The organism is Idiomarina piscisalsi (genome assembly GCF_003987095.1).
Taxonomy (GTDB): Bacteria; Pseudomonadota; Gammaproteobacteria; order Enterobacterales; family Alteromonadaceae; genus Idiomarina; species Idiomarina piscisalsi.
In genome coordinates, this window is record NZ_PIQA01000004.1 from 1 (window position 1) to 23,311 (window position 23,311).

Genomic DNA, 23,311 nt, shown 5'->3' on the forward strand with positions numbered 1-23,311 from the left:
TATGCCTTTTTAACTGTTTTTTTACTGACTGCGTAAAGTTTCAGCAACACGCTGTTTTTATGTGCAGAATAAGGCGGTGCATGATCTTCACCACATCATCTGCTATAAAAGGAGTAACTCTTTATTAACGTTGGAGCCCAATATGGCGGACTTACGCAGTTATCAAGAACATGAGCCTATTATTGGCGAGCGCGTCTATTTAGATCCTAGCGCGGTCATTGTAGGAAATGTCTCTCTCGGAGACGACAGTAGTGTTTGGCCGATGGTTGCCGCCCGAGGCGACGTAAACTCAATCAGTATCGGCAAAAGAACCAACATTCAGGACGGCACCGTATTACATGTTACCCGAAAGTCACCATCGAACCCTGACGGGCATCCACTTATCATTGGTGACGATGTGACCGTCGGTCACCACTGTATGTTGCATGGATGTCAGCTCGGTAACCGCATTTTGGTCGGTATGTCTGCCGTTATCATGGATGATGTTATTGTTGAGGATGATGTAATTATTGGGGCAGGGAGTTTAGTTCCTCCCGGCAAACGCCTGGAAAGCGGTTATTTGTATGTTGGCAGCCCCGTTGAAAAAAAACGTAAGCTTAATAAAGGAGAGTCTGCGTTTCTCAGCCAGTCGGCGCAAAACTACGTAGACCTGAAAGACGACTACCTACTGCAGGTAAGCCCCGTTTCCTGATATTAATGAAAACGACGGTTTTCGATTCTTTCAATAGTCAGTAGGGAGGTTAAGTCTTTTAACCTCCCAGCTATGACATGAACAACACCTGACTTTATTTCGACCACACCTTTTACCCAAAGTAACTTGCTGGTCAAATAGGCTTGTCTGAACTGTCTGGCCGTATGCGCCCAAACAACCACATTTATATTGCCCGTTTCATCTTCTAGAGTAAAAAATGTAACACCACTACTTGTTCCGGGTCTCTGTCTACAGGTTACTAAACCAGCTACGGATAACACCTGTCCTGAGCGACAGTCGGTTAATTCTTTTGCGACAACGCATCGACTCAGCTCTTTTGAGTGAGCTCGTAATAAGGTAACAGGGTGGCGTCTTAAACTGAGACCCTGTGTTTCATAGTCTGCTTTTATGTCTTCAACCTCCTGAGGCGCCGGTAACTGACGAGCAGGGCAGTCGGATACCTGAGCGAACAACGGCATTTGGCTGTCTCGTTCACTGAGGCTTTCCCAGTGAGCTTGGTATCGGTGTCCTAAAACGCTTCGCAACGCATCCGCTTTTGCCAACGCCTGTATATCAAACTTATTCAGTCCTGCGTTTTCTAAATCTTTCAGCCCTTTAAAGCCTGCTTCAGGTCGGTGCTTTAACGACTCTTTTATACGTACTTCTGACAAGCTCTTAATTTGTCGTAATCCAATTCTTACAACATTGGGCTCCTGGCTTAGCCACTCATAATCCCAGTTACTCTTATTAATATCAGCAGGTAAAAATTCGACATTGTGCCGCTGTCCGTCCTGAACCAGTTGGGAGGCAGAATAGAACCCCATCGGTAAGCTATTCAGTAAACCGACATAAAATGCGGCAGGATAGTGCGTTTTGAACCAAGCTGAGGCATAGGCTAGATTCGCAAAGCTGGCAGAATGGGATTCCGGGAAGCCGTACTGCCCGAAACCACAAATTTGACGAAATAAGCGCTCTGCAAAGTCCTGCGTATAGCCTCGCTCCCGCATTCCTTTTATTAGTTTATGCTCGAAGTGCGTTAACTGACCCCGCTTACCCCAGGATGCCATGGCTCGTCGTAATTGGTCGGCCTCTCCACCGGTAAACCCAGCTGCAACCATTGCCAGTTTTATAACCTGCTCCTGAAATATTGGCACGCCTAGAGTACGCTTCAGTACCGATTGAACCTCTTCGCTGGGATAGTTCACATTTTCCAGGCCATCTCGGCGCCGTAAATAAGGGTGAACCATGTCGCCTTGAATAGGCCCGGGTCTGACAATAGCAATTTGAATAACCAGATCGTAAAACGTTTTTGGTTTCAGCCTTGGCAGCATGGTCATTTGCGCCCGCGACTCAATTTGGAAAATACCCATAGAGTCAGCTTGGTGAAGCTGCTTATAAACGGTTTGGTCTTCCTGAGGGATATTTGCAAGGGTTAATGACTTACCGTTATTTGTGCCTTTCTCGTTCACTAACGCAAGCATTTTACGTAGTGCTGTCAGCATTCCCAGCGCCAGCACATCGACCTTAAGCAGACCCAGTGTTTCTAAATCGGTTTTATCCCATTGAATAACGGTGCGCTCAGGCATCGATGCATTTTCCACCGGAACCAGCCGGGCAACCTCGTCGGACGCAATAACAAAGCCGCCAACATGCTGAGATAAATGTCGCGGCGCTCCTTTTAACTGCTCGACAAGCAAGAGTAGCAGTTGTCCTTTTTTAGACCCAAATACGTTTGGGTGTTGCTGCATCAACTGTTGTTGCCAACTGTCTTCCTTATCTCGGGTATCTAAGTTCTGGCTATAAAACTGTAACTGTTGCTCAGAAAAACCCAGCGTTTTTCCGACATCACGAAAAGCGCTTTTAAAGCGATAAGTGATCACCGTTGCTGCCAGTGCCGCTCGTTTTCGAGTGTACTTTTTATAAATGTATTGAATGATCTCTTCGCGACGTTCGTGCTCAAAGTCAACATCAATATCTGGCGGCTCATTACGCTCTTTCGAAATAAATCGCTCAAACAACACTTCTATTTGCGAAGGGTTAACCGCGGTAATACCTAAGCAAAAACACACCACCGAATTCGCCGCTGAGCCTCGCCCCTGATACAAAATGCCCTGGCTGTTGGCAAATTGAACCAAGTCATAGATAGTTAGGAAAAACGCTTCGTACTGCATTTCCTGTATAAGCTTCAGTTCTTTTTCATACTGAGCTTTAACACTCGCAGGAATGCCTGTTGGATAACGTCGCCGCGCACCGTCTTCGGTTAACTGCCGTAAATACGCCGTAGCGGACAGGCCTTTCGGCGTAAGCTCTGCGGGGTACTCATAACGAAGCTCTGATAAGCAAAAATGACAATGGTTGGCTATATTGCTTGACTCATTCAGCCATGCCGCCGGATAGCACTGCTTTAGCTCTTGCAAACTTCGTAAATGACGCTCTGCGTTACCACTTGCAACACCACTGTTTTCATACAAACTATGGCCTTCGCGTATAGCACTCATAGTGTCAAACAATGGTTGTTGCTGCTTTGTGGCCATACGCACGCCACCGGCACAAACTACCCTGGCTTTTAATACTTTATTAAGCTCGACGATTGCATTGAATGTCTCGCTGTCATCGGCCTGGTAATGCCTTTCGTACAATAGCCAAAATCGCGAATGCCAAACATGGCAAAGCTTTTTGCCAACAGCCACGAGTTGAGATTGCTGAAAATCCGGAAGCCATAACAAAAAGCAGTCCGAAAAACCCGTAAAAAAGTCCTCAATATTCGCCTGGTAACTGCCTTTTTTCGAGCGCCCACGAAATTCAGTAATTTTCTGGCTCAATTCAGCATAGGCTTCTCGCGTTGGAGCTAGGACGACAAAAGTGCCGTAGTCAGTAATATGAAACTCACTGCCTATAATGAGCTTAATATCGCGCTGCTTAGCCTCTTCATAGGCTTTAACAACTCCTGCAACCGAGCATTCGTCGGTAATGGCTATAGCTGAGTAGCCTAGCTTTTCTGCTCTGCATACCAACTCTTCTGGCGCAGCCGCTGAGCGCAGAAAGCTGTAATGACTGAGTGCGTGTAACTCTGCAAATGCCATCATAAGATCTCAGGCTGACTGGGTGTGAAGCCAGATCAGCTAAACCATCCCTGCAAATACCACTGGCCGGACTCATAAAAAAGCCAACCTTTGCGATGCTTACTGTCCGTCGCTATCCAGTAGTCTCGCTCTATTGGTTGGTTGTCCCACCATCCGCAACGTTTTCGCTCCGGACCGTTGCTTAAAGACCACTCATCCAAATTGACCCGTTCAGGGTGATTTAGCCATAAAGGCCGCTTAACAGGCTTGACGGAGAAACCGCCGAAACGGCAGGGCGGTTGTTTGTATTCATTAATACCGGGCCTGGGATCATCGCTCACTGCCGGGGTATAAACCGCATTTTCGCCAAGCTTCACCTGTAATTTTCCAATGAGAGGAAATAAGCCCTGGGTGTCTTTTGCATCATGAAAAAAGTGACTTTTTTTTACCGACAATGAAGAAAAGTCTGATGCCTGAAGAGACACTTCCAAAACAGGCGCACTTAAAGGAGCTTGCTCCATTTTTAACTGCAGTAATGACCAAAAACTTTGCGCGCGCCAACTGGGGCTTGCTGTCGCAACTCTAACCTCTGAACAACTTTTATCACGCTGGTACAGCTGAAACTTGATATGCTGCACAACTTTTTGGCGTTGATATAAAAAGCTCTCTAATTCATTAAGCAGCCGCTTCATAGGAAAGCGTAAGCCCTGCCAATTAGATACCTCGGAAACTAAGTCGACGTGCTGAAAAAATCGCTCGGACGGCTGATAAAAGTCACTCGCTCGCTGCGTTTTCAACTCACCTTTTAACTCTTGTATATAAAACAGAGCTTCTTTTCCAAGTTGCCGGCCAATGTCACTAACCGGTATGTCCAGTAAATCACCAATAGAGAAAATGCCTGCAGATAGTGAGTCTCGAACGACTTTGTCCGGCAGTCCGCTACTTTTTATGGATAAACCTTTTAACTGGTGACAGGTTTTTTCGTCATTCATTGTCAGCGGGGCATCGGCTTCAGCCAGCACTTTCGCTGCTAACGCATTGTTAGTCACCGCCAGCTGCGATCTCACCCCCAATTGTTTTACCGCCAAATGCAACGTTTTCGCCGTATTCGACAACCCACCGTACAACTTTTCGAGGCTATCGAGCTCTACGTATATGCCCTGCGGCGGCTCTAATACCAATTTGGCCGCCCACTGGTACAAATGGTCAGCCACGCCACAAAGAAGCCTTTCTTCTTTTGCCACACTGTACTCTTTTAACTTTAAGTCTTCGCAGAGGGCTATAGCCATAACACTGGCAATGCCCTGACTAACTCCTGCCTGCTGAGCAACTTGATTACTTTGCTCAATAAGTGACTGTCCGTTTTGAACCTGATAAAGCGCGACCGCCTGTTTCTCAAACTCGGGCTGTGCTCTTAACAGGCTATCTAACAGCAACTGCGGAAAGTGACAATATAACCACATTAGCTCAGCTCTATATTCTCAACAGGCCATCCAGACTTGCGCTTTAAAATATCCAGAGCTAATCCATTTTCCGTTAAACGTATTTTTAACCGGTTACTATAGGGTCGAGCCTCCGGGTGATCGCTAAAGCCGCTAATAACGATGCCCATTTGCCCGGACTCTGCCGCTTTATACCAGCGCCGGACTTTCGGAGACGTCGTTTCTTTTTGCGGAAGCCAGGCAAACGCCATGGCGTTTTTCGTCTGTAATATCTGTTCAAGAGCCCAGCAAGCATCACTTCCTTTGGCCTCAACCACAACATGCATAGCATCGGCTAAGTCATGATAATGCAGACTGGCGGCAGACAACTGCGCCGGTGGATTTACCCAAAACACAGCAACCCCCTGTTCAATAGCTTGTTGCACAAGCGGCAATAACAACCGCTGCTCTGAAAAAGGCGCCTCTAACTGCCATTCATGCAGTCCGGGAGTTTGCCAACCACCACCTAACAGCTCATCAAGCTTGGAAAAGCCTGTTTTTATGTAATGGTCAGCTTGAGATGCTTTTGTCTGGCCCTGCCAAACAACCCCTTTTTCTATCAGTCGCTGTAGATTTGGCTGCATACTGCCCTCCAATACTGTATATTTATACAGTATCATTATTTTTTACCCTTTCGCAACAGACATAAAGCACGGCTTAAGTTATTATTTCTGTAACTATTTACTTTTAGGAAGGCACCAGGAAATATGCTGACATCGTTACTTATTCCCTTCAGAGTCATCGCTCACTTACTGTGGGGAGTTATCACAACCGCTATTATCGGCGTTTTGATTATTGGTGTCGGTGTTTTCAAAATTCTTCTGCCTTTTCCTGCAACTCAACGCTTGTGTTCAGCCGCCGCTAACGGACTATTCCGCGTCTGGGCTTACTGCATGTCAATGATGTTCCAGCTGACTCAACGCATGGAATGGCATATAAAAGGTGACTTAGATCTCCATGAAAACGGCTGGTATATGGTCATGGCGAATCATCGCAGCTGGGTGGATGTTCTTGTATTAATGCACTTAACCCGCCGCCATATGCCGACGCCTCGCTTTTTCTTAAAATCTCAGCTTATGTGGATACCCATTGTCGGATGGGGATGCTGGGTCTTAGATATGCCTTTTATGAAGCGTTATTCAAAAGACTTGATAGAGAAAAAGCCTCACCTAAAAGGCAAAGATATCGCCACAACCACACGGTCATGCGCTAAATTCCGACATATCCCAACAACGGTTGTTAATTTTTGCGAAGGCACTCGCTTTACGCCCGAAAAGCATAAGAAAAAGAACAGCCCGTTTAAAAATTTATTGCCTCCAAAAGCAGGTGGAACAGCTTTTTCCATGCAAATAATGGGAGAGCAATTTGAGGCCATTTTAGACGTGACTATTGTTTACCCAGGTAACGATTCGCGCCCTGTTGTTTGGCATTTACTCAGCGGACGACTCAAAAACGTTTACGTGGATATCAAAACACTGCCAGTTACGGCGGACTTAATTGGCGACTACGCTAATGATCCGAAGTTCAAAGAGCACTTTCAAAACTGGCTTAATCAGCGTTGGCACGAGAAAGATCAAACCATTTATGATATCCGTAAGACCATCACGGAAACCCGATAAGGAGCGTTGCCATGGACTTTAAGTTTGTAAGCCAGTGGCTGAAAAGTATGGGCATCGAAAACAATTTGCAGGAGCTCAGCTTAGTCATCGGTGTGACTATTATATTAGTCGCAAGCTATATCACTTACGTCATTGCCCGTTGGGTATTCGACCATGCTATTGAACGTGCGCTACGCCGAGCGCCGGAACGGTGGTATCGGGCATTAGTAGACAGTGGTTTTTTCAAACGCTGCGCCAACTTAGCACCGGTTGTTATTATTAATAGCTTTATTCCGGTGTTGTTCACCGGCGACTTCGAAAGCTGGCAGTCACCCCTGCGAACGGCTGTCGGCATTTATCTTACCTGGGTTATCACCAGTATTCTGACGTCTATTGCTAACTTTGTATCCATCGCCTACGACTACACACCAAAAGCGCGAGATGTGCCTATAACCGGCGTTATTCAGGTTGTGAAATTGGTCTTGGTATTAATGGCCATCATTATCACTGTGGCTATTATCATGAATAAGTCGCCCATGTACTTGCTCAGCGGCTTTGGTGCCATGACCGCCATACTCATGGTGGTGTTCAAAGACACACTGATGGGCTTTGTCGCTGGTGTTCAGCTTGCCACTAACCGCATGGTTGCAATAGGCGACTGGATAGAGCTGCCTGATCACAATGTTGATGGCACCATACAAGAAGTCGGGCTTATTACGCTTAAAGTCGAAAACTGGGATAAAACCATTGTGTACCTGCCAACCTATGTGCTGATTCATCAGTCCTTCAAGAACTGGCAAGGCATGATTGAAACAGGCGGTCGCCGTATGAAACGCTCTCTGATGATTGACCTGGATAGCTCAAAGCTACTGTCTGACGACCAGCTCGAAAAGGTTGTTGATACGTATTTTGGAAAGTCAGTGGATGAATGGCTTAAGGAAAACGATTTAGAAAAGCCTGTCAGTAACCTAACCGCATTTCGAATTTTTGCGGATGGCTACCTGAAGCATCATCCTAAAGTGCGCGAGGACTTAACCTGCATGGCTCGTCTAATGCAGCCAACCGCAGCTGGCATTCCATTAGAAATTTACGCCTTTTCAAAAGATACCGAGTGGACCAAGTACGAAGCGATTCAAAGCTCTATTCTTGAGCACTTGTACAGCGTATTACCGGAATTTGGCTTACGGAATTATCAGTACCTGAATAATCAAAACGCCTTCTCCAATAATGAAGAAGGCGCTTATTGTAAGTACAACCCTTAAAGCTTCTTACTGTCCAGGCAGGTTACTTCTCTAATAAGTAGCCTGCCAGATCCGTAAAGTCACCGGCAAAGTCATCACTGTCACGGAAGCCCTGTGGCAGCATTTTATACTTACCATTAACGATAAAAGTTGGAGTTGCATTAACACCTAAATTAGTCGCTCGGCGATCCATTCTCGCGGCAGCCGTTCTTACCGTGAAGCTTTTCATTGCTTTATCAAACTCTTCGCCAGAAACACCGTTCACAATAAAGACGTTACGAATGTCTTGTTTGCTGGTCAGCATATTATTCTTGTTGAAGTTGTAATCAAAAATAGCCGCTGACAGTTCGTCGCTTTTACCCAGCTTTTCCGCTACCACAAACGCCTGAGTCATTTCCTCGCCGACATTACCGCGCGGGCTGATAAAAGACACGTGGGCTTTTTGAAACGCATTTGGATATTCTGACTTCATCTCTTTAGCGATAGGTTCAAAGCGGTAGCAATGCACACAGTAAAACGAGAAGAATTCTGTAATTTCAGGCTTGCTGGTCGCTTCGTCTGCAATCACTTCGTAGTGCACGCCTTCCTCAAAGTCCTGAGCCTGAGCGACACCAACCACTAACAATAAAGAGCCAATAATACTGACTAACCAATTTTTCATTACGTCTTCCTGTTATCTGCTAAAACTATCCGTTAAAACCAAGGTTCAGCGGCGCATCGTCAAGCCCCGCCAGTTGTTCTTTGAGCGCAAGAATTTGCTGCTCCCAATAACGACTTTCCGCAAACCACGGAAATGCCCGCTGAAATGCACTGTCTTGCCAACGCCGCGACAACCATGCCATATATTGAATGATTCTGAAACTACGCAAAGGTTCAATTAAAACCACTTGTTCGGTGTCAAAATCACAAAAATCTTCATAGCCACAGACTAACGCATCGAGTTGCAGCGTCTGCTCTTCTTTAGGCCCGCTCAACATCATCCAGAGATCCTGCACCGCAGGGCCAGAGCGACAATCATCGAAGTCGACAAAGGTCAGTTTGTCATCGTATTGAAGAATATTGCCGATATGGCAATCTCCGTGCAAGCGTTGAAACTCAAATTGATTCAGTGGCATGCTTTTTAGACGCTCTGCTAACGGGTCCAAAATGGCAAAAAAAGCGTTTTTTAACTCTGCGGGCAGCAACTCAGACAGCTTCAGCTCGACCACTGACTGCGCAACGAAACCGTCATAAGTAATTGTCTCACGACTTTCGAAACGGCCGGCTTTTGCGACCGCATGCATTCGGCCAATTTGGCGACCCAACCGCTCTAACTGGTCTAAATCATTAGGCTCAAAAGCGCGTCCACCAACACTTGGGTAGACACAAAAGCGATAACCGTCGAATTCATGCAGACGCTGACCTTGCAGCGCCAAAGCAGATACCGCCGGTACTTCCGCTTGCGCCAATTCTTCAGCAAAGTTTAGCTCTTCTTGTATTTGCTCTGTGGTCCAGCGACTGGGACGATAGAATTTCGCGACATAACGTTTGCGTTCGTCGTCCGTGAATTGATACACACGGTTTTCATAGCTGTTAAGCGCCAGCAATCCCGAAGCAGGATACAGTCCGACAGATTCCAACGCATTAACAACAATATCTGGCGTCAGACCCTGAAATGCAAAGTCTGACGAATGATCCAGTAAATTACTCATATAAGAAACGGCTTTGGTGCTCAGTTGTGATGTCCGGATTATCAACGGCTGTCACCACAAAGTAAAACTCTGTCACCTGGCCATCTAATAAAGTAGGGGGTACCGCTAAGGTCACCGGCATTGTGCCCACTTCACCGGCAGAAACATCTTTTGTCGTTTCTCCAATGAGTTCGAACTGTTCAAAGCCTTTGACTTCTATTCGGTATGTCTGGTCTTGCTGCGATTTATTCACTAATTTAAGGGTGAAGGCGTTTTCAATTTGACCTTCAATGTTCTCACGATACAACTGATTACGGTCACGAAGCACATCGACTTCCAATGGAATACGCGTCGCTACATCCCATATCAAGACAGCACTTACCGCCAGCAACATAATAAAGTAACCAATACTTTTCATGCGCCACGGGTTGGTCTTCTGCTTTTTATCTTTTGCCGCCAGGTTACGTTCTGTAGTGAAACGGATGAGACCGCGTGGGTAATTCATTTTGTCCATAACGTCATTACAGGCATCGATACAAGCCCCGCAATCTATACACTCGTACTGGAGCCCGTTACGGATATCGATACCTGTGGGGCAAACCTGCACACACATATAACAGTCGATACAATGGCCCAAACCTTTTTCGGCAGGGTCCGCTTTTCGCGATCGGGGACCTCGCGGTTCACCGCGTTCGACATCGTAAGAGACTGTGTAAGTGTCTTTATCGAACATGGCTGACTGAAAGCGCGCGTACGGGCACATGTGCGTACACATAATTTCGCGCATATAACCGGCGTTTCCGTAGGTACAGAAGGTAAAGAAGAGCACGCTGAACGTAGCCCAAAAGCCGGCGTCTAATGTGAAGAAATTAATAAAGAGTTCACGAATATCGGTAAAGTAACCAACGAACGTCATGGATGTCAGCAAAGCGACCAACACCCAGCTTACTTGCTTACCGGTTTTTCGCCACAGCTTGTCGAAATCCATTTTGCGTTCATCAAGCTTAATACGCTTATTACGCGGCCCTTCAAACTTCTTTTCAAACCACATGAAAATAAAGGTCCAGGTGGTTTGCGGGCACATAAATCCGCACCAGACCCGGCCAAATATCGTCGTTACAAAAAACAGAGCAACCGCCGCGACAATCGCAAACCAGGCAACTACGGTGAAGTCCTGAGGCCACAGGGTCAGTCCATAAATTCGGAAGCGTTGCTCCATAATATCGAGCAAAATGGCTTGCTCGCCCTGATAAGTAAGCCAGGGCAGCAGCGCAAATACGCCCAGGAGAATAAAACCAAAGCTGCGCCTGAAGTACTCTAGAGCACCTTTTACGCTACGCACATAAATGCGGCTGCGGGGAGAGTAATTGTTGTTGTGCTTTTGTCCGTCGGGGCGCTGGATTTTAACTTTGTCCGCAGACTGAACCGTTATCTTTTGCTTTTGTTCCATGAACAATACCACTTAGTGTCACAGCGAGGTGCGCCTAGTATAACGGATCATACTGCCCTGCGCAGCTCACTGAGCTGAATCAATTATACAATCAAAAAGTATGTTACAACCTGCTTCCACATCATGCCAATGCGACCACTCGTCGGGCGCATGGCTGACACCATTAACAGACGGTATAAAAATAAGCCCGGCATCGGTTAATTCCGCCAAAAACTGTGTATCGTGACCAGCACCACTGGGCATTTTCAAACACGAATACTTGCGTGCTTTGGCTTTATCGAGAATTTTCTGAGTCAGTGCTGTTGAACAGTCTTTTGGGTTAAGCCAGCTGACTTGCTCATACTCAAACTTCAAGCGATGTTTACGCGCAATGGCTGACAAAGCTTTGTTGCACGAGTCTGCCAGCTCCTTCATCACATCGTTACTCATATCGCGGCCGACTATGGTGAATATAGCTTCACCCGGCACGGTATGCGGACTACCCGGCTTTAAGTCGACTTTACCGACGGTAATACGGGTTTTGTCCGTGCCATCTTCAGCAATAATTCGGTCAATTTCATGGGCAAAGTCGGCCAATCCCATAAACGCATCGCTACGCATATTCATTGGTGCTGTACCAGCATGGTCCGCTTTACCTTTTAAGTGCACTATCCATTTGAAAACACCGGATATGCCTTCCACAGCACCAATGGTTATTTCCTTTTGGAACAACACCGGCCCTTGCTCAATATGCAGCTCATAAAACGCTTTAAGTCGCTCCGGTGGCCAGGCTGCATCAAGCACATCCATCACATTCATACCGTGTGCAGCCATAGCATCTTTCAAGTACACATTGTCGGCATCGTGCGCTGACATTAACCAGTCCGGGTTTATAACGCCCGCTATTGCCTGCGAGCCCATCATACCACCAAATCTACCTTCTTCTTCGGCTGTACCGACTACCCAGACAGGATGCTTCAATTTAATATCGTTTTCTTTGATCGAGCGCAAAACTTCGAATCCGGCAAGCACGCCCAAGGCACCATCAAAAATACCACCAGCGGGAACAGTATCGAGGTGAGACCCGGTTAGCACAGCCGGCTTCTGGGTAAAGTCGCCGATGCCGAAAAAAACATTGCCGGCACCGTCCATAAAGGTTTCAAAACCCTCCGCTTTGGCCTGTTCCATCATCCACTTTCGGGCTTCCATATCGGCGTCAGTAAAGCCCCACCGATACACCCCGTGATCCTTGTCGTTATAACCAATATTGGATAGCTCCAGGACAGACTTCTTTAAACGGTCAGCATTAATGCCTTGCATAATTCCTCCTTTGCCTTTGTTTTAAGCTTAGGACAAAACCAGCAGAGCAACCAAACGAACATAAAAAAGCCCGCACCATGACAGTGCGGGCAAGCGTTGCATGGGGCAAAGGGGAGCCCCAAGAGGGTTTACGACAGTTTGCGTGCAGTCAAAGCTGCATTAAGTACCGCCGCCAACTTAATGGATGATTGAATCGCTTGTGCTGTTACGTCGTGTTTCAGCAACGTTTGCACGTGCGAGTCAATACACATTCCACATCCGTTCAGTGCTGACACTGCCAGTGAAAAAAGTTCAAAATCGGCTTTATCAACACCAGGGTTAGCCATTGCGTTCATGCGCAGACCGGCTGGCATTTTGCCAAACTGCTTATCACTCGATAAGTGCAGGAACCGGTAATACACGTTGTTCATGGCCATTAAAGACGCTGCGGTTTTTGCCGCTGTCTTCACATTGTCTTCGATTTTACCTTCGGCTTCTTCTTCCACAGCTTCGATAAGTTCGTTATCCGCCAAGCTGTACACCAAAGAAAGCGCTGTTCCGTAGAACTGGTCAGCCGTTAAGCCTGACGCTTCCACATTCGAGAACAAACTCGACAGGTTCAGCTTGGTATCCTTGCTGTGGTCACCGAGTAACTGCTTATAATCGGCAATTGACATGGATTAACTCCTTATTAAAGCGTGTCGCCACCAACGGCGCGGTTACATGGGCACAGTTCGTCAGTTTGTAAACCGTCTAAAATACGCAGAATTTCTGCTGGGTTACGACCCACGTTCAGGTTGTTGACCGATACGTGTTGAATCACGTTGTGCGGGTCAACAACAAAAGTTGCACGCAAAGCAACGTTTTCTTCTTTGTCACGTACGCCCAGACCGTCGACTAAAGAGCCGTTGTCCGCAAAAGAATACTGATTCAGGCGGTCAAGATCAGGGTGCTCACGGCGCCATGCTAATTTCACAAATTCGTTGTCGGTGCTGCCGCCCATAACAACCGCGTCACGGTCTGCGAAGTCTTCGTTCAGTTTTGCGAACTCAACAATCTCAGTTGGGCAAACAAAAGTGAAGTCTTTTGGGTAGAAGAAAATAATTTTCCATTTACCGGCAAAACTGCTGTTGTCGATGGTTTCGAACGCGCTTTCGCCGTTTTCTTCAGGCATGTTGAACTTAGGTTTTGCTGCAACAACGCTGAATTCTGGTAATTTATCGCCTACTGTTAACATAAAGTGTCTCCTTGATTGGGATTTAAATCTATTCGTTCCTTAACGAGTCGAGAGCTAGTGTACGGATGGATACAGATTGGATAAAACGAATAAAACGGATTATGATAATCGGAAATACCAATTAAGTTCGTTGCAAAAGGAAAACCATGAGCAAATTACCCAGTTTAAAAAACCTCAGTTATTTGCTGGCGTTGCATCAAGAGCAAAACTTCAATCGTGCAGCGGCTGAATGTAATGTCAGCCAATCGACGTTAAGTAGCGGCATTCAAAACTTAGAAGAGCAATTGGGCTGCCAGCTTATTGAACGTGACCATAAGTCATTTTTGTTTACGGCATTAGGCGAAGAAATTGTCGAGCGCGCACGGCAAATTTTAAGTGCCGCTGAAGAGCTCAGCCACTATGCCCAGGGGCAGGGCAATGTTATGGAAGGCCCGTTGCGTTTAGGCGTTATACCCACTATAGCCCCTTTTGTTATTGGTCAGTTAAGCAAGCGATTGCAGGATGCCTACCCGAAATTGCTACTGCAAATTTCCGAGGACACCACGCAAAACCTACTGCTTCGCCTTAAAAACGGCGAGCTCGATATTTTATTGCTGGCGTTGCCAATGGACATTCAGGGCAATCAGAAATGGGTATTGGGTCGCGACCCATTTAAGCTGGTTGTGCATAAAGAGCTAGCGGATAACATTGGTGAGCCGGTTGACTACGACAAACTTCCTGACAGAAGTATTTTTCTGCTGGAGAAAGAGCATTGCATGACAGGGCACGCGGTAGCCGCTTGTCAGTTAACCGACTCAGTAAAAATGAACCCTTTTACTGCCACCAGCTTACACAGTTTGGTGCAAATGGCAGATGCCCGGTTAGGCGCAACCTTTATTCCGCAAATGGCGATAGATCAGGGGATTCTCAGTAACACCGACTTAGTGCCGTTAAAACCAACCGGGCAAGAGGCGTCTCGTGATATTGGCTTGGTATACCGCCCTACGACCAGTCGTCGTCAGACATTCCGCAAAGTTGCGGAGGAAATAGCCCAACTACTGCCAATTAATACCTTACGCTAACAGCGCCTGTTAGCGTCTTCTTGCCGGCGGCAATGGGTATCGCTCTGCCAGACTGATACTCTCGCCGTCCGGCTTTATAACCCGGGCGTGGCGTCGGTTAAGCTGGCGCGGATCGGTTACGCCACAAGAGTGCGCAATGATGTTTACCCCGTATTCCATGTATTTATGATAGTTCGCCACGCGCTCGCACTTATCGGTTGGATCGAGCCCCTTCATCAGTTTAGGATCGTCCGTCGTAACCCCGGTCGGACAAGTGTTTTTGTTACACTGCATGGCTTGTATACAGCCCAGCGAAAACATAAACCCTCGGGCAGAGGTTACAAAGTCAGCCCCCATTGCAATAGCCCAGGCAACATCAGCCGGGGTTATCATTTTACCTGAAACAATAACTCGCACACGCCCATGCAACCCAGCTTCTGTGAGCTTATCTATTAACACCGGCAGGCTTTCTGATACTTTTAAACCGACATAGTCCATCAATGGTTGCGGTGCAGCACCGGTACCACCGTCAGCACTGTCGAGCGTAATGAAGTCAGGCGCGGATTCAACGCCTCGCGTTAAAATCGAGTCAATCAGTTCATCGATCCAGCTCGGGTCGCCCATCACGAACTTAAAACCGGTTGGCTTGCCAGTAATACGCCGAACCTTATCGATAAAGTCGAGCAGCTCTTCGTTATTACTGATTTCTGGATGGCGGTTAGGGCTAATAGCATCTTTACCAACTTCGATGCCACGAATTTGCGCAATTTCCTCGTTTACCTTAACCCCCGGCAAAATACCGCCTTTACCCGGTTTAGCGCCCTGGCTCAATTTTATTTCAAACATTTTCACGTTGTCGTGGCGGCCAAGTTCCGCTAAACGGTTTTCATCCAATCGACCTTCTTTATCTCTCACCCCAAACTTTGCTGTACCCATTTGGAATACTATGTCGCAATGACCCATAAGGTGGTAAGGCGACAAACCACCTTCGCCAGTATTCATCCAGCAACCCGCCTTCGCAGCCCCTTGCGACAATGACTTAACCGCCACCGGCGACAAGGCACCGTAGCTCATACCTGAAATATGAAAATAGGAAATGGGGGAATAAGGCGTCTCACAATAAGGCCCAATAAGCACGGGCTCGGGAGCGGCAGCTTGCTCTGCAAGAGGCGGATAGGGCGCGTTACTGAATATAATGGTGCCGGTACGGGTTAAATCTCGGGTAGACCCGAAAGCAACGTTTCTGTCTGAGTTTTTTGCCGCACGATACACCCAACTCCGCTGCGCCCTATTAAACGGCATTTCCTCGCGATCCATCGCGAAAAAATACTGGCGCATAAATTCGCCCATGCGCTCAAAAATATAACGAAAACGGCCGACAACAGGATAATTACGCCGAATCGTGTGCTTATTCTGAGTTTTATCCACCACATACATCACACCAACGGAAACAATCAGCGTGATAATAAGAAGAACAAAAATGGCCGCTAACCATTGCGCTAACACCAGAAGAGAGTCCGTACCAAAAAGCTTTTCGCTCATTCCATTCGCACTTATTTTGAAAGTTAATACGTCTATTAACGGCTAAAGCCATAAACAAATCAAGCCAAGAGTCATCAAAATTTCAATGAATGACGTATACTGAAGATAATGAAAAACAAAGGAGACCCTTATGTTTAACCGAAAACTCGTATTAACCGCACTTCTGGCGGCTTCTGCCAGCATGACTGCAGTAGCCGATACCGTCGAAACAGAGCGTCATAAAGTCACCGTTTCCACCTTTGCGGATGGCTTCACTAACCCTTGGGGCATGACGTTTTTGCCAGACAACAGCGTGTTAGTTACCGAGCGCTCGGGTGATCTTTACTGGGTGTCAGAAAACGGTCAATATCGGGAAAAAATAATTGGTGTGCCTGAGGTTGTTGCAAAAAGCCAGGGCGGTTTGCTGGATGTCACCATTGACCCAAACTTTGATGAAAACCAATGGGTTTACATTAGTTATTCAGAGCCTGCGCAAGACGCTGGCAAAGGTAACAGCACAGCCGTTATGAGAGCAAAACTGGTGGACAAAGCCTTTACCGATAAAGAAGTGATTTTCCGTCAGGCTCCGAAATATGAAAGCAACGCACACTTTGGTTCGCGTTTGGTGTTCTCGCCTGAAGGACACTTGTTCGTTACTTTGGGTGACCGCTATTCACGTATGGATGATGCCCAAACACTAGACAACCACCACGGTAAAGTCGTACGCATTTGGCCCGACGGCAGTATTCCTGAAGACAACCCCTTTGTTGGTGAAGATAACGCCTTAGACGAAAACGGCAGTATTCCTGAAGACAACCCCTTTGTTGGTGAAGATAACGCCTTAGACGAAATTTGGTCTTACGGTCACCGCAATGTCCAAGGTGCAGACATTCACCCTGACACGGGCGAATTATGGACAGTAGAACATGGCCCGCAAGGCGGTGATGAAGTGAATATTCCTGAAGCCGGCAAGAACTATGGCTGGCCAGAAATTACTTATGGTGTTGACTACGGCGGTGCCATTATTAGTGAAGACGCAGTGAAAGAAGGTATGGAACAACCGTTTTATTACTGGGTACCGTCGATTGCTACAGCTGGCGCAACTTTTTACACTGGCGACGCTTTCCCTGAGTGGAAAGGTGATTTTTTCGTAGCGGCACTGAAAAGCTCGTTAGTGGCTCGCCTGGACTTGTACGAAGGTCGAATGATGCATGAAGAGCGCTTGTTCGAGGATGCTGTTGATGCGCGTATTCGCGACATTAATCAAGGGCCGGACGGTTATCTGTATTTACTGACTGACGAGTCCAATGGCGCAATCATTCAAATTAAACCGGCAGATTAACGATGTTGTATTCAGCGGTATTTAGAAAATTAACTTACACGGGGCTGCCTTTACTGGCGGCCTCTTTCGTTGTGCAGTCCGCCGAAGTGGACGAAACCGTTGTCGTGACGGCAACAGAGAGCGAAACGCCCTGGCTGACAACAGCGGCGAGTATCGACCGGGTAAACGTCGAGAATACACTGCCATCGATGAACATTGATGCTGGCGATGCCTTAGCCGGTGTGGCAGGTATTCAGGCTGATAATCGTTACAACTACGCACAGGACGCACGCTTAGTGGTTCGAGGCTTTGGATCCAGAGCCGCTTTTGGTGTGCGTGGCTTGCAACTGAATGTCGATGGTATTCCATTGTCTATGCCCGACGGACAGGCACAAACCTCGAGTTTCATTCTCGACAATGTTGATTCGTTAGAAGTGCTTCGTGGGCCATTGGCGACTCTTTACGGCAACTCCGGGGGCGGAGTGGTTGAGTGGTTTAGCCGCCAACCCACCGAAACAGCATTAGAGTGGGGCGGTCAGTTCAGTGAAAACGACACGCAGCGCTACAGCGTCAACGCACAGTGGGCGACAGACACCAAGCAGTTGCAACTTATGGCAACCGACTTTCAGACCGACGGACCACGTCGCCATAATTCTGCAGAGCGCCAGCAACAGGCCGTACGCTGGTACCATCAATGGGACGACCAAAACCGGTTTATTCTGCGTTATGACAATAATGACGCGCCGCTACTGCAGGACCCCAGTGCTTTAACGCCGGAAGCCTGGCGGGAAGATCCGACACAGACCGTGCAGCGTGCTATCGACTTTAATACCCGCAAAGACATTCATCACCGACAAGGCTCTTTAAGCTGGTTTCATGAACGCGACAGCGGCGAAGGTTTAGTCTCTGTTTGGCAGGGCGACCGTGATATTGAGCAGTTCCTGCCATTTGCCGGAGACGATATTAATGAACAAGGCATTTACACCAGTTCCGGTGCGGTCATTGATGTCTCTCGCCAGTTTGAAGGCGCTCACGCGCGCTGGCGTCAACGCGGTAGCAATTGGTCAGCAACATTGGGAGCGCAGCTTGAGCGACAGCAGGATCATCGTTTTGGTTATGTGAATGACAATGGTGAAAAGGGTGAGTTGCGCCGCGATGAGTTTAATTGGATAGACAATGCGTCGGCCTACTTGCGCTTTCAATGGCAGTTAAGTACTGAGTGGTCAGCAACCGGTGGTGTTCGTTACAGCGATATCAGCTACGACGTTAAAGACTACTTTACGGAGCTTGATGGTGCTGATGACAGCGGCAGTAGTGAGTTTCAGGAAACCACCGCCGCGGCCTCTCTCACCTGGCAGTTTTTGCCGACATCCGCTACCTACTTAAGCGTAGGACAAGGCTTTGAAACACCCACCTTGACCGAGCTGGCTTATCGTAATGAAGGATCGGGTTTAAACCGGGAGCTCGGGCCGTCCACCAACGATCAGTGGGAATGGGGCATTAAGCACCAACTACCAAGAGACTGGCGCCTGCACTTAGCTTTCTTCGGTATTGAGAGCGAAAACGAGATATTGGTTAACCAGTCAACTGACGGCAGAACGACCTACCGAAATGCATCAGAGACCTCTCGCGAGGGCGCCGAACTAACCATTAACGGTGCGCTGACACAGCAGTTAAACTTACTGGTCTCGTACAGCTATATAGATGCGGTATTTGGCGAAGGACCGTTACAAGGTAACCAGCTACCCGGTGTCGCAGAAAGTCAGGGCTATTTGCGTTTAAACTGGCAGCCAACCGAGCAGTGGCTGGTTCAAGTTTCGGGTCAGTATCGTGACGAAACTCCGGTTAATGATGCCAACGACACGTTCGCGCCGTCTTATACCACCTGGAATTTTGCCGCGAGCCGCGAGTGGCAATGGGCAAACAGCGAATTAGACGTATGGGCTCGGGTCGACAATATCACCGACAAAGAGTACATCACTGCGGTTGTAGTGAATCAGCAATATCGCCGTTACTACGAACCCGGAATAGGGCGACAAGCAAGCGTCGGCATAAGTTGGCGCCGACGCTTTTAAGTGGCTTTAGACCATAGCTCTTAGTACATCGAGCAGGCGCTGAGCCGTCTGCTCGGATGATGCTGGGTTCTGACCGGTAATTAACATACCGTCCTGAACCGCATAGGCTTGCCAATCATCGACTTTACGATAATGACCACCTTTAGCTGTGAGCTCGTCTTCCAGTAAGAAAGGCACAACGTCCGTTAATTCAACGGCTGCTTCTTCACTATTACTAAAGCCCGTTACCGTACGGCCCTGAACAATGGAGTCACCGCTTGGTGTTTTTGCATTCAGCAGCACCGCTGGCGCATGACACACCGCCGACACCGGCTTACCTTTACTCCAGAAGTGCTCAATCAGCTTAATAGACTGCTCATTGTTGGTTAAATCCCATAACGGCCCGTGTCCACCTGGATAGAAAATAGCGTCAAAGTCGTCAGGGTCAACATCGTCCAGCGTGCAAGTTGTTTCCAGCTTGTGTTGCGCAGTCGAATCTTTCTCTAAACGCTTGGTCGCCTCAGTTTGCGCATCCGGCGCTGTACTGTTCGGATCCATTGGTGGCTTACCGCCTTTAGGAGACGCCAGCGTTACATCGACACCTGCATCCACAAAGACATAGTAAGGCGCAGCAAATTCCTCAACCCAAAAGCCAGTTTTATGGCCAGTGTCGCCAAGCTTGTCGTGTGAGGTTAAGACCATTAATACTTTCACTGGGTACTCCTTAAATTTCGTGTGAAATTCTCTGTAAACTTACGTGCATTTTACGCAAAAAGTCACCAATTTGATCACTCCGCCTCGTTATCAAGCCAGCGATACAGCGTGCGGCGAGTAACGCCGAGTATTTGTGCTGCCTGTGACTTATTGCCGTCGGTATGCTCTAAAACTTTCCTTATGTACTGGCTTTGGTGCTCATCTAACGTTGGCCAGGCTGACGTTGCCGCCGGATGATTGGTATCACTTTTCTCGACTATACGCTGCGGAAAGTCGTCTACCGACAGGGTCTCGTCACTGGAAAACGCAAACGCCCGCTCTATGGCGTTTTGAAGTTCCCGAACGTTCCCCGGGAATGGATACCGATACAATAAATCGAGAGCCTCCGCCGAAATTCCACGTACTGTTTTATCACTGCTCTTCTGTTGCTGCTGCAAAAAGAAATTTGCCAGTCGCTCGATATCCTCTCCTCGTTCTCGTAAAGAAGGCACTCGCAGGCTAAACGTCTCCAGACGATAAAATAAATCTTGCCGGAATTTGCCCTCCTCAACCAGACGCTCTAAGTCTTGGTGCGTCGCTGCAAGAATGCGAACATCCACTTGCTCTTCTTTGTCGCTACCAACAGCTCTTATCGTGCCTTCTTGCAAAACACGCAATAATTTGGCCTGAAGCGCCATTGGCATTTCGCCAATTTCATCCAACAATAAGGTGCCGCCGTCGGCTTGCTTTAAAAGCCCCTGCCGCTTATTCTGCGCGCCGGTAAAAGCCCCCGCCGCGTGACCAAAGAACTCACTTTCCATTAAGTCGGCTGGAATACCCGCACAGTTTACTGCCTGGAAAGGTTTGTCAGATCTATCACTCAGCTCATGTAAGGCTTTAGCCACTAACTCCTTACCTGTACCGCTTTTGCCGGTAATAAGGACACTGCCGCCGGTTGGCGCAATGTGTTCAATTTGGTCATAAAGCTTGCGCATAGCCGGACTTTGCCCCACCAAGCCACCGGGGCCTTTCTGCTGTTGTTTATAACGTTTCAGTTCCCGCTGTAATGAGCGATGCTCTAATATTCGATCAACGCTCAACAGCAAGTGCTCAATATCCAGCGGTTTTGTCAGAAAGTCATCGGCACCTTTTTTCAGCGCATCAACCGCCTGATCAACCGTGCCAAATGCCGTTATCAGCAATAGCGCAGGCGGGTTATCGTGCTGCTTCAAGTCTTCCAGTAAGGTTAAACCCGATTCTCCGGGCAGGCGTATATCGCTGACAATTAAGTCAGGGCTTGCATTGCTGCTCTTAAAGTCTTCTAAGCTTTCCCAGGCATCCACCTGGTAGCCTTCCGCTTCAAGTTCTTCGACCAAAAGCTCCTGTAATGCAGGGTCATCTTCAACAACACCTATGACAGCTTTCAGTACCGCCATTATTGACCTCCTAGTGCAGGCTTATCGGCCAGGCTCGATGCCGGCAAACATAAAGTGACCCGACAGCCACCCTTATCGTTATTCGTTAACATCAATTCGCCCTGATGATCACTCAAAACATGTTTCACTATCGTCAGTCCCAAACCGGTGCCTTTACCTTGTGGTTTATTGGTCTCAAAAGGGTGCAAGGCTTTTTCTTTCATATTGTCAGGCAGACCTTCACCGTCATCATCAATAATTATTTTCAACGTATTGCTGTTATCGAGCTCGGCATACAAGTGCACGATATGTTTTGCTGCCTGTAACGCATTGCGCATGACATTCACCAACGCCAGTTCCAACCGTTTAATATCAACTTTTAGTGTGACAGCAGGTAACTCACCCAGTTCGACTCTGGCGGCTCCTTTGTCTTGCTCAAACTGAATGCTGGTTATTGCCGTATCTATCAAGGTTGCCAGCGCTATAGACTCGCGGTGCTGAACTGGCGTTCTGGAGAACGCGAGCAATTGGTTGACCAACCCGGTTAACCGCTGAACCTGGCCTCGAACGGCCTGCAATTGACGCTGACTTTCTTCATCTTTGTGGGTTCTAAGCAATCGGCTGGCGCGTCCGTCGATAACGGTAAGCGGCGCCCCTAGTTCATGTGCAACGCCGCTGGCAACGCTCCCTATTGCCGCCATTTTTTCTTGTTCGCGTAATGCTTGCTGAAGCGAGGCTTCGTGCTGTCGGCGTTGTTCTAACTCTTTTTCGGCCTGCTCTATACTGTCCAACATTCGGTTAAGCCCTTGCGCAACCTCCTGCAACTCAGAAGGCCCCTCAGGTTTTACTCGAGCCGTACGGTTCCCCTCAGCCACTTGCAGCATCGCGTCTTTCAGTTTGACAACGTGTCGCCCCACACCTCGATAATGACCGAATACTAATACGGCGATAGTAATAACGGCAAAGGCGCCCCAGGTTAACCAGGCATATTGGCTAAGTTCTTCAAAAGACTCATCAAAGTCACTGGCTCGGCGGTTAATTTGCAGTAACCCGATAATTCGTCCGCCTCTGTCAACAATAGGGAGGAACTGGGAAAAAACATCACGTCCCTCTACACGACGATAGTCATCTTGTTTAATGCCTGTCTCTACTGTCTGTAAAGCCAACTGACTATTACTTAAGTCAGTTTCCGTTACGCCCGCTTCAGCAACTTGCTCACCATAGACGTTATATACAGAAGCACCATAAACCCGACCAATGCTAAACACAGAGTCCAGGTTCGCCTGCACGGTATCCAAGTCGTTATTCACCAATGCATCACTAATAGGCAAGCTAATAGCCCTTCCCAAAAGCTCTAAATCGCTTTTTAAACGATCATTAGCTTCCTCTGAAGCAATCTGTAAGCCAACACTTATCGCTATGCCTGAAATAAGCAACATAGGAAAAACAACATAGGCAAGTAATCGGCGTTGTAAGCTAGAAAGCGGCCATCTGTATACTTTTGTCACACTTTCCTCCTTTAACTGTGTATTCAGGATACATATTTTTTACAGGATCTG

General features: G+C 47.7%; 19 protein-coding genes. 6 read left to right on the forward strand and 13 right to left on the reverse strand.

Annotation, left to right across the window (positions count from 1 at the left end; genetic code table 11):
- Window positions 1–142 precede the first annotated feature (142 nt).
- The gene (locus tag CWI73_RS06545; protein WP_126752060.1) at window positions 143–691 is read left to right on the forward strand and encodes a gamma carbonic anhydrase family protein; all 549 of its coding nucleotides are present in this window, start codon (window positions 143–145) and stop codon (window positions 689–691) included.
- 2 nt (window positions 692–693) lie between these two features.
- Here the strand turns inward: CWI73_RS06545 and CWI73_RS06550 are convergent, their stop codons facing one another.
- Genes CWI73_RS06550 through CWI73_RS06560 form a run of 3 tightly spaced genes read right to left on the reverse strand, consistent with a single transcriptional unit; the run spans window position 694 to window position 5,818 of the window.
- Window positions 694–3,774, reverse strand: a complete 3,081-nt coding sequence (locus CWI73_RS06550) for an error-prone DNA polymerase (RefSeq protein ID WP_126752283.1) — start codon at window positions 3,772–3,774, stop codon at window positions 694–696.
- A 35-nt stretch (window positions 3,775–3,809) separates the two neighbouring features.
- The gene (locus CWI73_RS06555) at window positions 3,810–5,216 is read right to left on the reverse strand and encodes a Y-family DNA polymerase (protein ID WP_126752061.1); all 1,407 of its coding nucleotides are present in this window, start codon (window positions 5,214–5,216) and stop codon (window positions 3,810–3,812) included.
- Window positions 5,216–5,818: an ImuA family protein gene (locus tag CWI73_RS06560; protein ID WP_126752062.1), complete on the reverse strand. Its 603-nt coding sequence runs from the start codon at window positions 5,816–5,818 to the stop codon at window positions 5,216–5,218. The genes CWI73_RS06555 and CWI73_RS06560 overlap by 1 nt, the downstream gene beginning before the upstream one ends.
- A 123-nt stretch (window positions 5,819–5,941) precedes the next feature.
- On the opposite strand from CWI73_RS06560, the gene CWI73_RS06565 reads away from it, so the two are divergent.
- Both CWI73_RS06565 and CWI73_RS06570 read left to right on the forward strand, forming a co-directional pair.
- Window positions 5,942–6,853 (forward strand): acyltransferase, encoded by a 912-nt coding sequence (locus CWI73_RS06565; RefSeq protein WP_126752063.1) that lies wholly within the window; start codon window positions 5,942–5,944, stop codon window positions 6,851–6,853.
- Between the two features lie 11 nt (window positions 6,854–6,864).
- Window positions 6,865–8,094: a mechanosensitive ion channel family protein gene (locus CWI73_RS06570; protein ID WP_126752064.1), complete on the forward strand. Its 1,230-nt coding sequence runs from the start codon at window positions 6,865–6,867 to the stop codon at window positions 8,092–8,094.
- Between the two features lie 22 nt (window positions 8,095–8,116).
- Here the strand turns inward: CWI73_RS06570 and CWI73_RS06575 are convergent, their stop codons facing one another.
- The 6 genes from CWI73_RS06575 to CWI73_RS06600 all read right to left on the reverse strand — a co-directional run bounded on the left by CWI73_RS06575 (window position 8,117) and on the right by CWI73_RS06600 (window position 13,708).
- Window positions 8,117–8,734, reverse strand: a complete 618-nt coding sequence (locus CWI73_RS06575; protein WP_058576435.1) for a thiol:disulfide interchange protein DsbA/DsbL — start codon at window positions 8,732–8,734, stop codon at window positions 8,117–8,119.
- Window positions 8,735–8,759: 25 nt separating this feature from the next.
- A complete protein-coding gene (locus CWI73_RS06580; protein ID WP_126752065.1) occupies window positions 8,760–9,764 on the reverse strand; it encodes a serine/threonine protein kinase in 1,005 nt (334 codons plus the stop codon).
- A complete protein-coding gene (ccoG, locus tag CWI73_RS06585) occupies window positions 9,757–11,193 on the reverse strand; it encodes a cytochrome c oxidase accessory protein CcoG (RefSeq protein WP_126752066.1) in 1,437 nt (478 codons plus the stop codon). The genes CWI73_RS06580 and ccoG overlap by 8 nt, the downstream gene beginning before the upstream one ends.
- Before the next feature lie 66 nt (window positions 11,194–11,259).
- On the reverse strand, window positions 11,260–12,492 hold the full coding sequence (locus CWI73_RS06590; RefSeq protein WP_053954551.1) for a Zn-dependent hydrolase: 1,233 nt from the start codon (window positions 12,490–12,492) through the stop codon (window positions 11,260–11,262).
- 128 nt (window positions 12,493–12,620) lie between these two features.
- Entirely contained in the window at window positions 12,621–13,148 is a 528-nt protein-coding gene (locus CWI73_RS06595) for a carboxymuconolactone decarboxylase family protein (protein WP_126752067.1), read from the reverse strand.
- Between the two features lie 14 nt (window positions 13,149–13,162).
- Window positions 13,163–13,708 (reverse strand): peroxiredoxin, encoded by a 546-nt coding sequence (locus tag CWI73_RS06600; protein ID WP_053954553.1) that lies wholly within the window; start codon window positions 13,706–13,708, stop codon window positions 13,163–13,165.
- A 146-nt stretch (window positions 13,709–13,854) separates the two neighbouring features.
- Between CWI73_RS06600 and CWI73_RS06605 the strand changes: the two genes are divergently transcribed.
- Complete coding sequence (locus CWI73_RS06605; protein WP_126752068.1) at window positions 13,855–14,769, forward strand: hydrogen peroxide-inducible genes activator; 915 nt, start codon at window positions 13,855–13,857, stop codon at window positions 14,767–14,769.
- A 9-nt stretch (window positions 14,770–14,778) separates the two neighbouring features.
- Here CWI73_RS06605 and CWI73_RS06610 read toward each other — a convergent pair whose 3' ends face one another.
- The gene (locus CWI73_RS06610) at window positions 14,779–16,290 is read right to left on the reverse strand and encodes an FMN-binding glutamate synthase family protein (RefSeq protein WP_126752069.1); all 1,512 of its coding nucleotides are present in this window, start codon (window positions 16,288–16,290) and stop codon (window positions 14,779–14,781) included.
- Between the two features lie 130 nt (window positions 16,291–16,420).
- Here CWI73_RS06610 and CWI73_RS06615 point away from each other — a divergent pair, with 130 nt between their 5' ends.
- Both CWI73_RS06615 and CWI73_RS06620 read left to right on the forward strand, forming a co-directional pair.
- Window positions 16,421–17,611 carry a PQQ-dependent sugar dehydrogenase gene (locus CWI73_RS06615; RefSeq protein WP_126752070.1) on the forward strand — a complete coding sequence of 397 codons (1,191 nt, stop codon included), beginning with the start codon at window positions 16,421–16,423 and terminating at the stop codon, window positions 17,609–17,611.
- 2 nt (window positions 17,612–17,613) lie between these two features.
- Window positions 17,614–19,665: a TonB-dependent receptor family protein gene (locus CWI73_RS06620; protein ID WP_126752071.1), complete on the forward strand. Its 2,052-nt coding sequence runs from the start codon at window positions 17,614–17,616 to the stop codon at window positions 19,663–19,665.
- A gap of 6 nt (window positions 19,666–19,671) precedes the next feature.
- On the opposite strand, the gene CWI73_RS06625 is transcribed toward CWI73_RS06620, so the two are convergent.
- The 3 genes from CWI73_RS06625 to CWI73_RS06635 form a co-directional block, all read right to left on the reverse strand.
- Window positions 19,672–20,358 (reverse strand): type 1 glutamine amidotransferase domain-containing protein, encoded by a 687-nt coding sequence (locus CWI73_RS06625; RefSeq protein WP_126752072.1) that lies wholly within the window; start codon window positions 20,356–20,358, stop codon window positions 19,672–19,674.
- 74 nt (window positions 20,359–20,432) lie between these two features.
- Window positions 20,433–21,773, reverse strand: coding sequence for a sigma-54-dependent transcriptional regulator (locus CWI73_RS06630; protein ID WP_126752073.1), 1,341 nt, complete (start codon window positions 21,771–21,773; stop codon window positions 20,433–20,435).
- Window positions 21,773–23,260, reverse strand: a complete 1,488-nt coding sequence (locus CWI73_RS06635) for a sensor histidine kinase (RefSeq protein ID WP_241968854.1) — start codon at window positions 23,258–23,260, stop codon at window positions 21,773–21,775. The genes CWI73_RS06630 and CWI73_RS06635 overlap by 1 nt, the downstream gene beginning before the upstream one ends.
- Window positions 23,261–23,311: the final 51 nt, after the last annotated feature.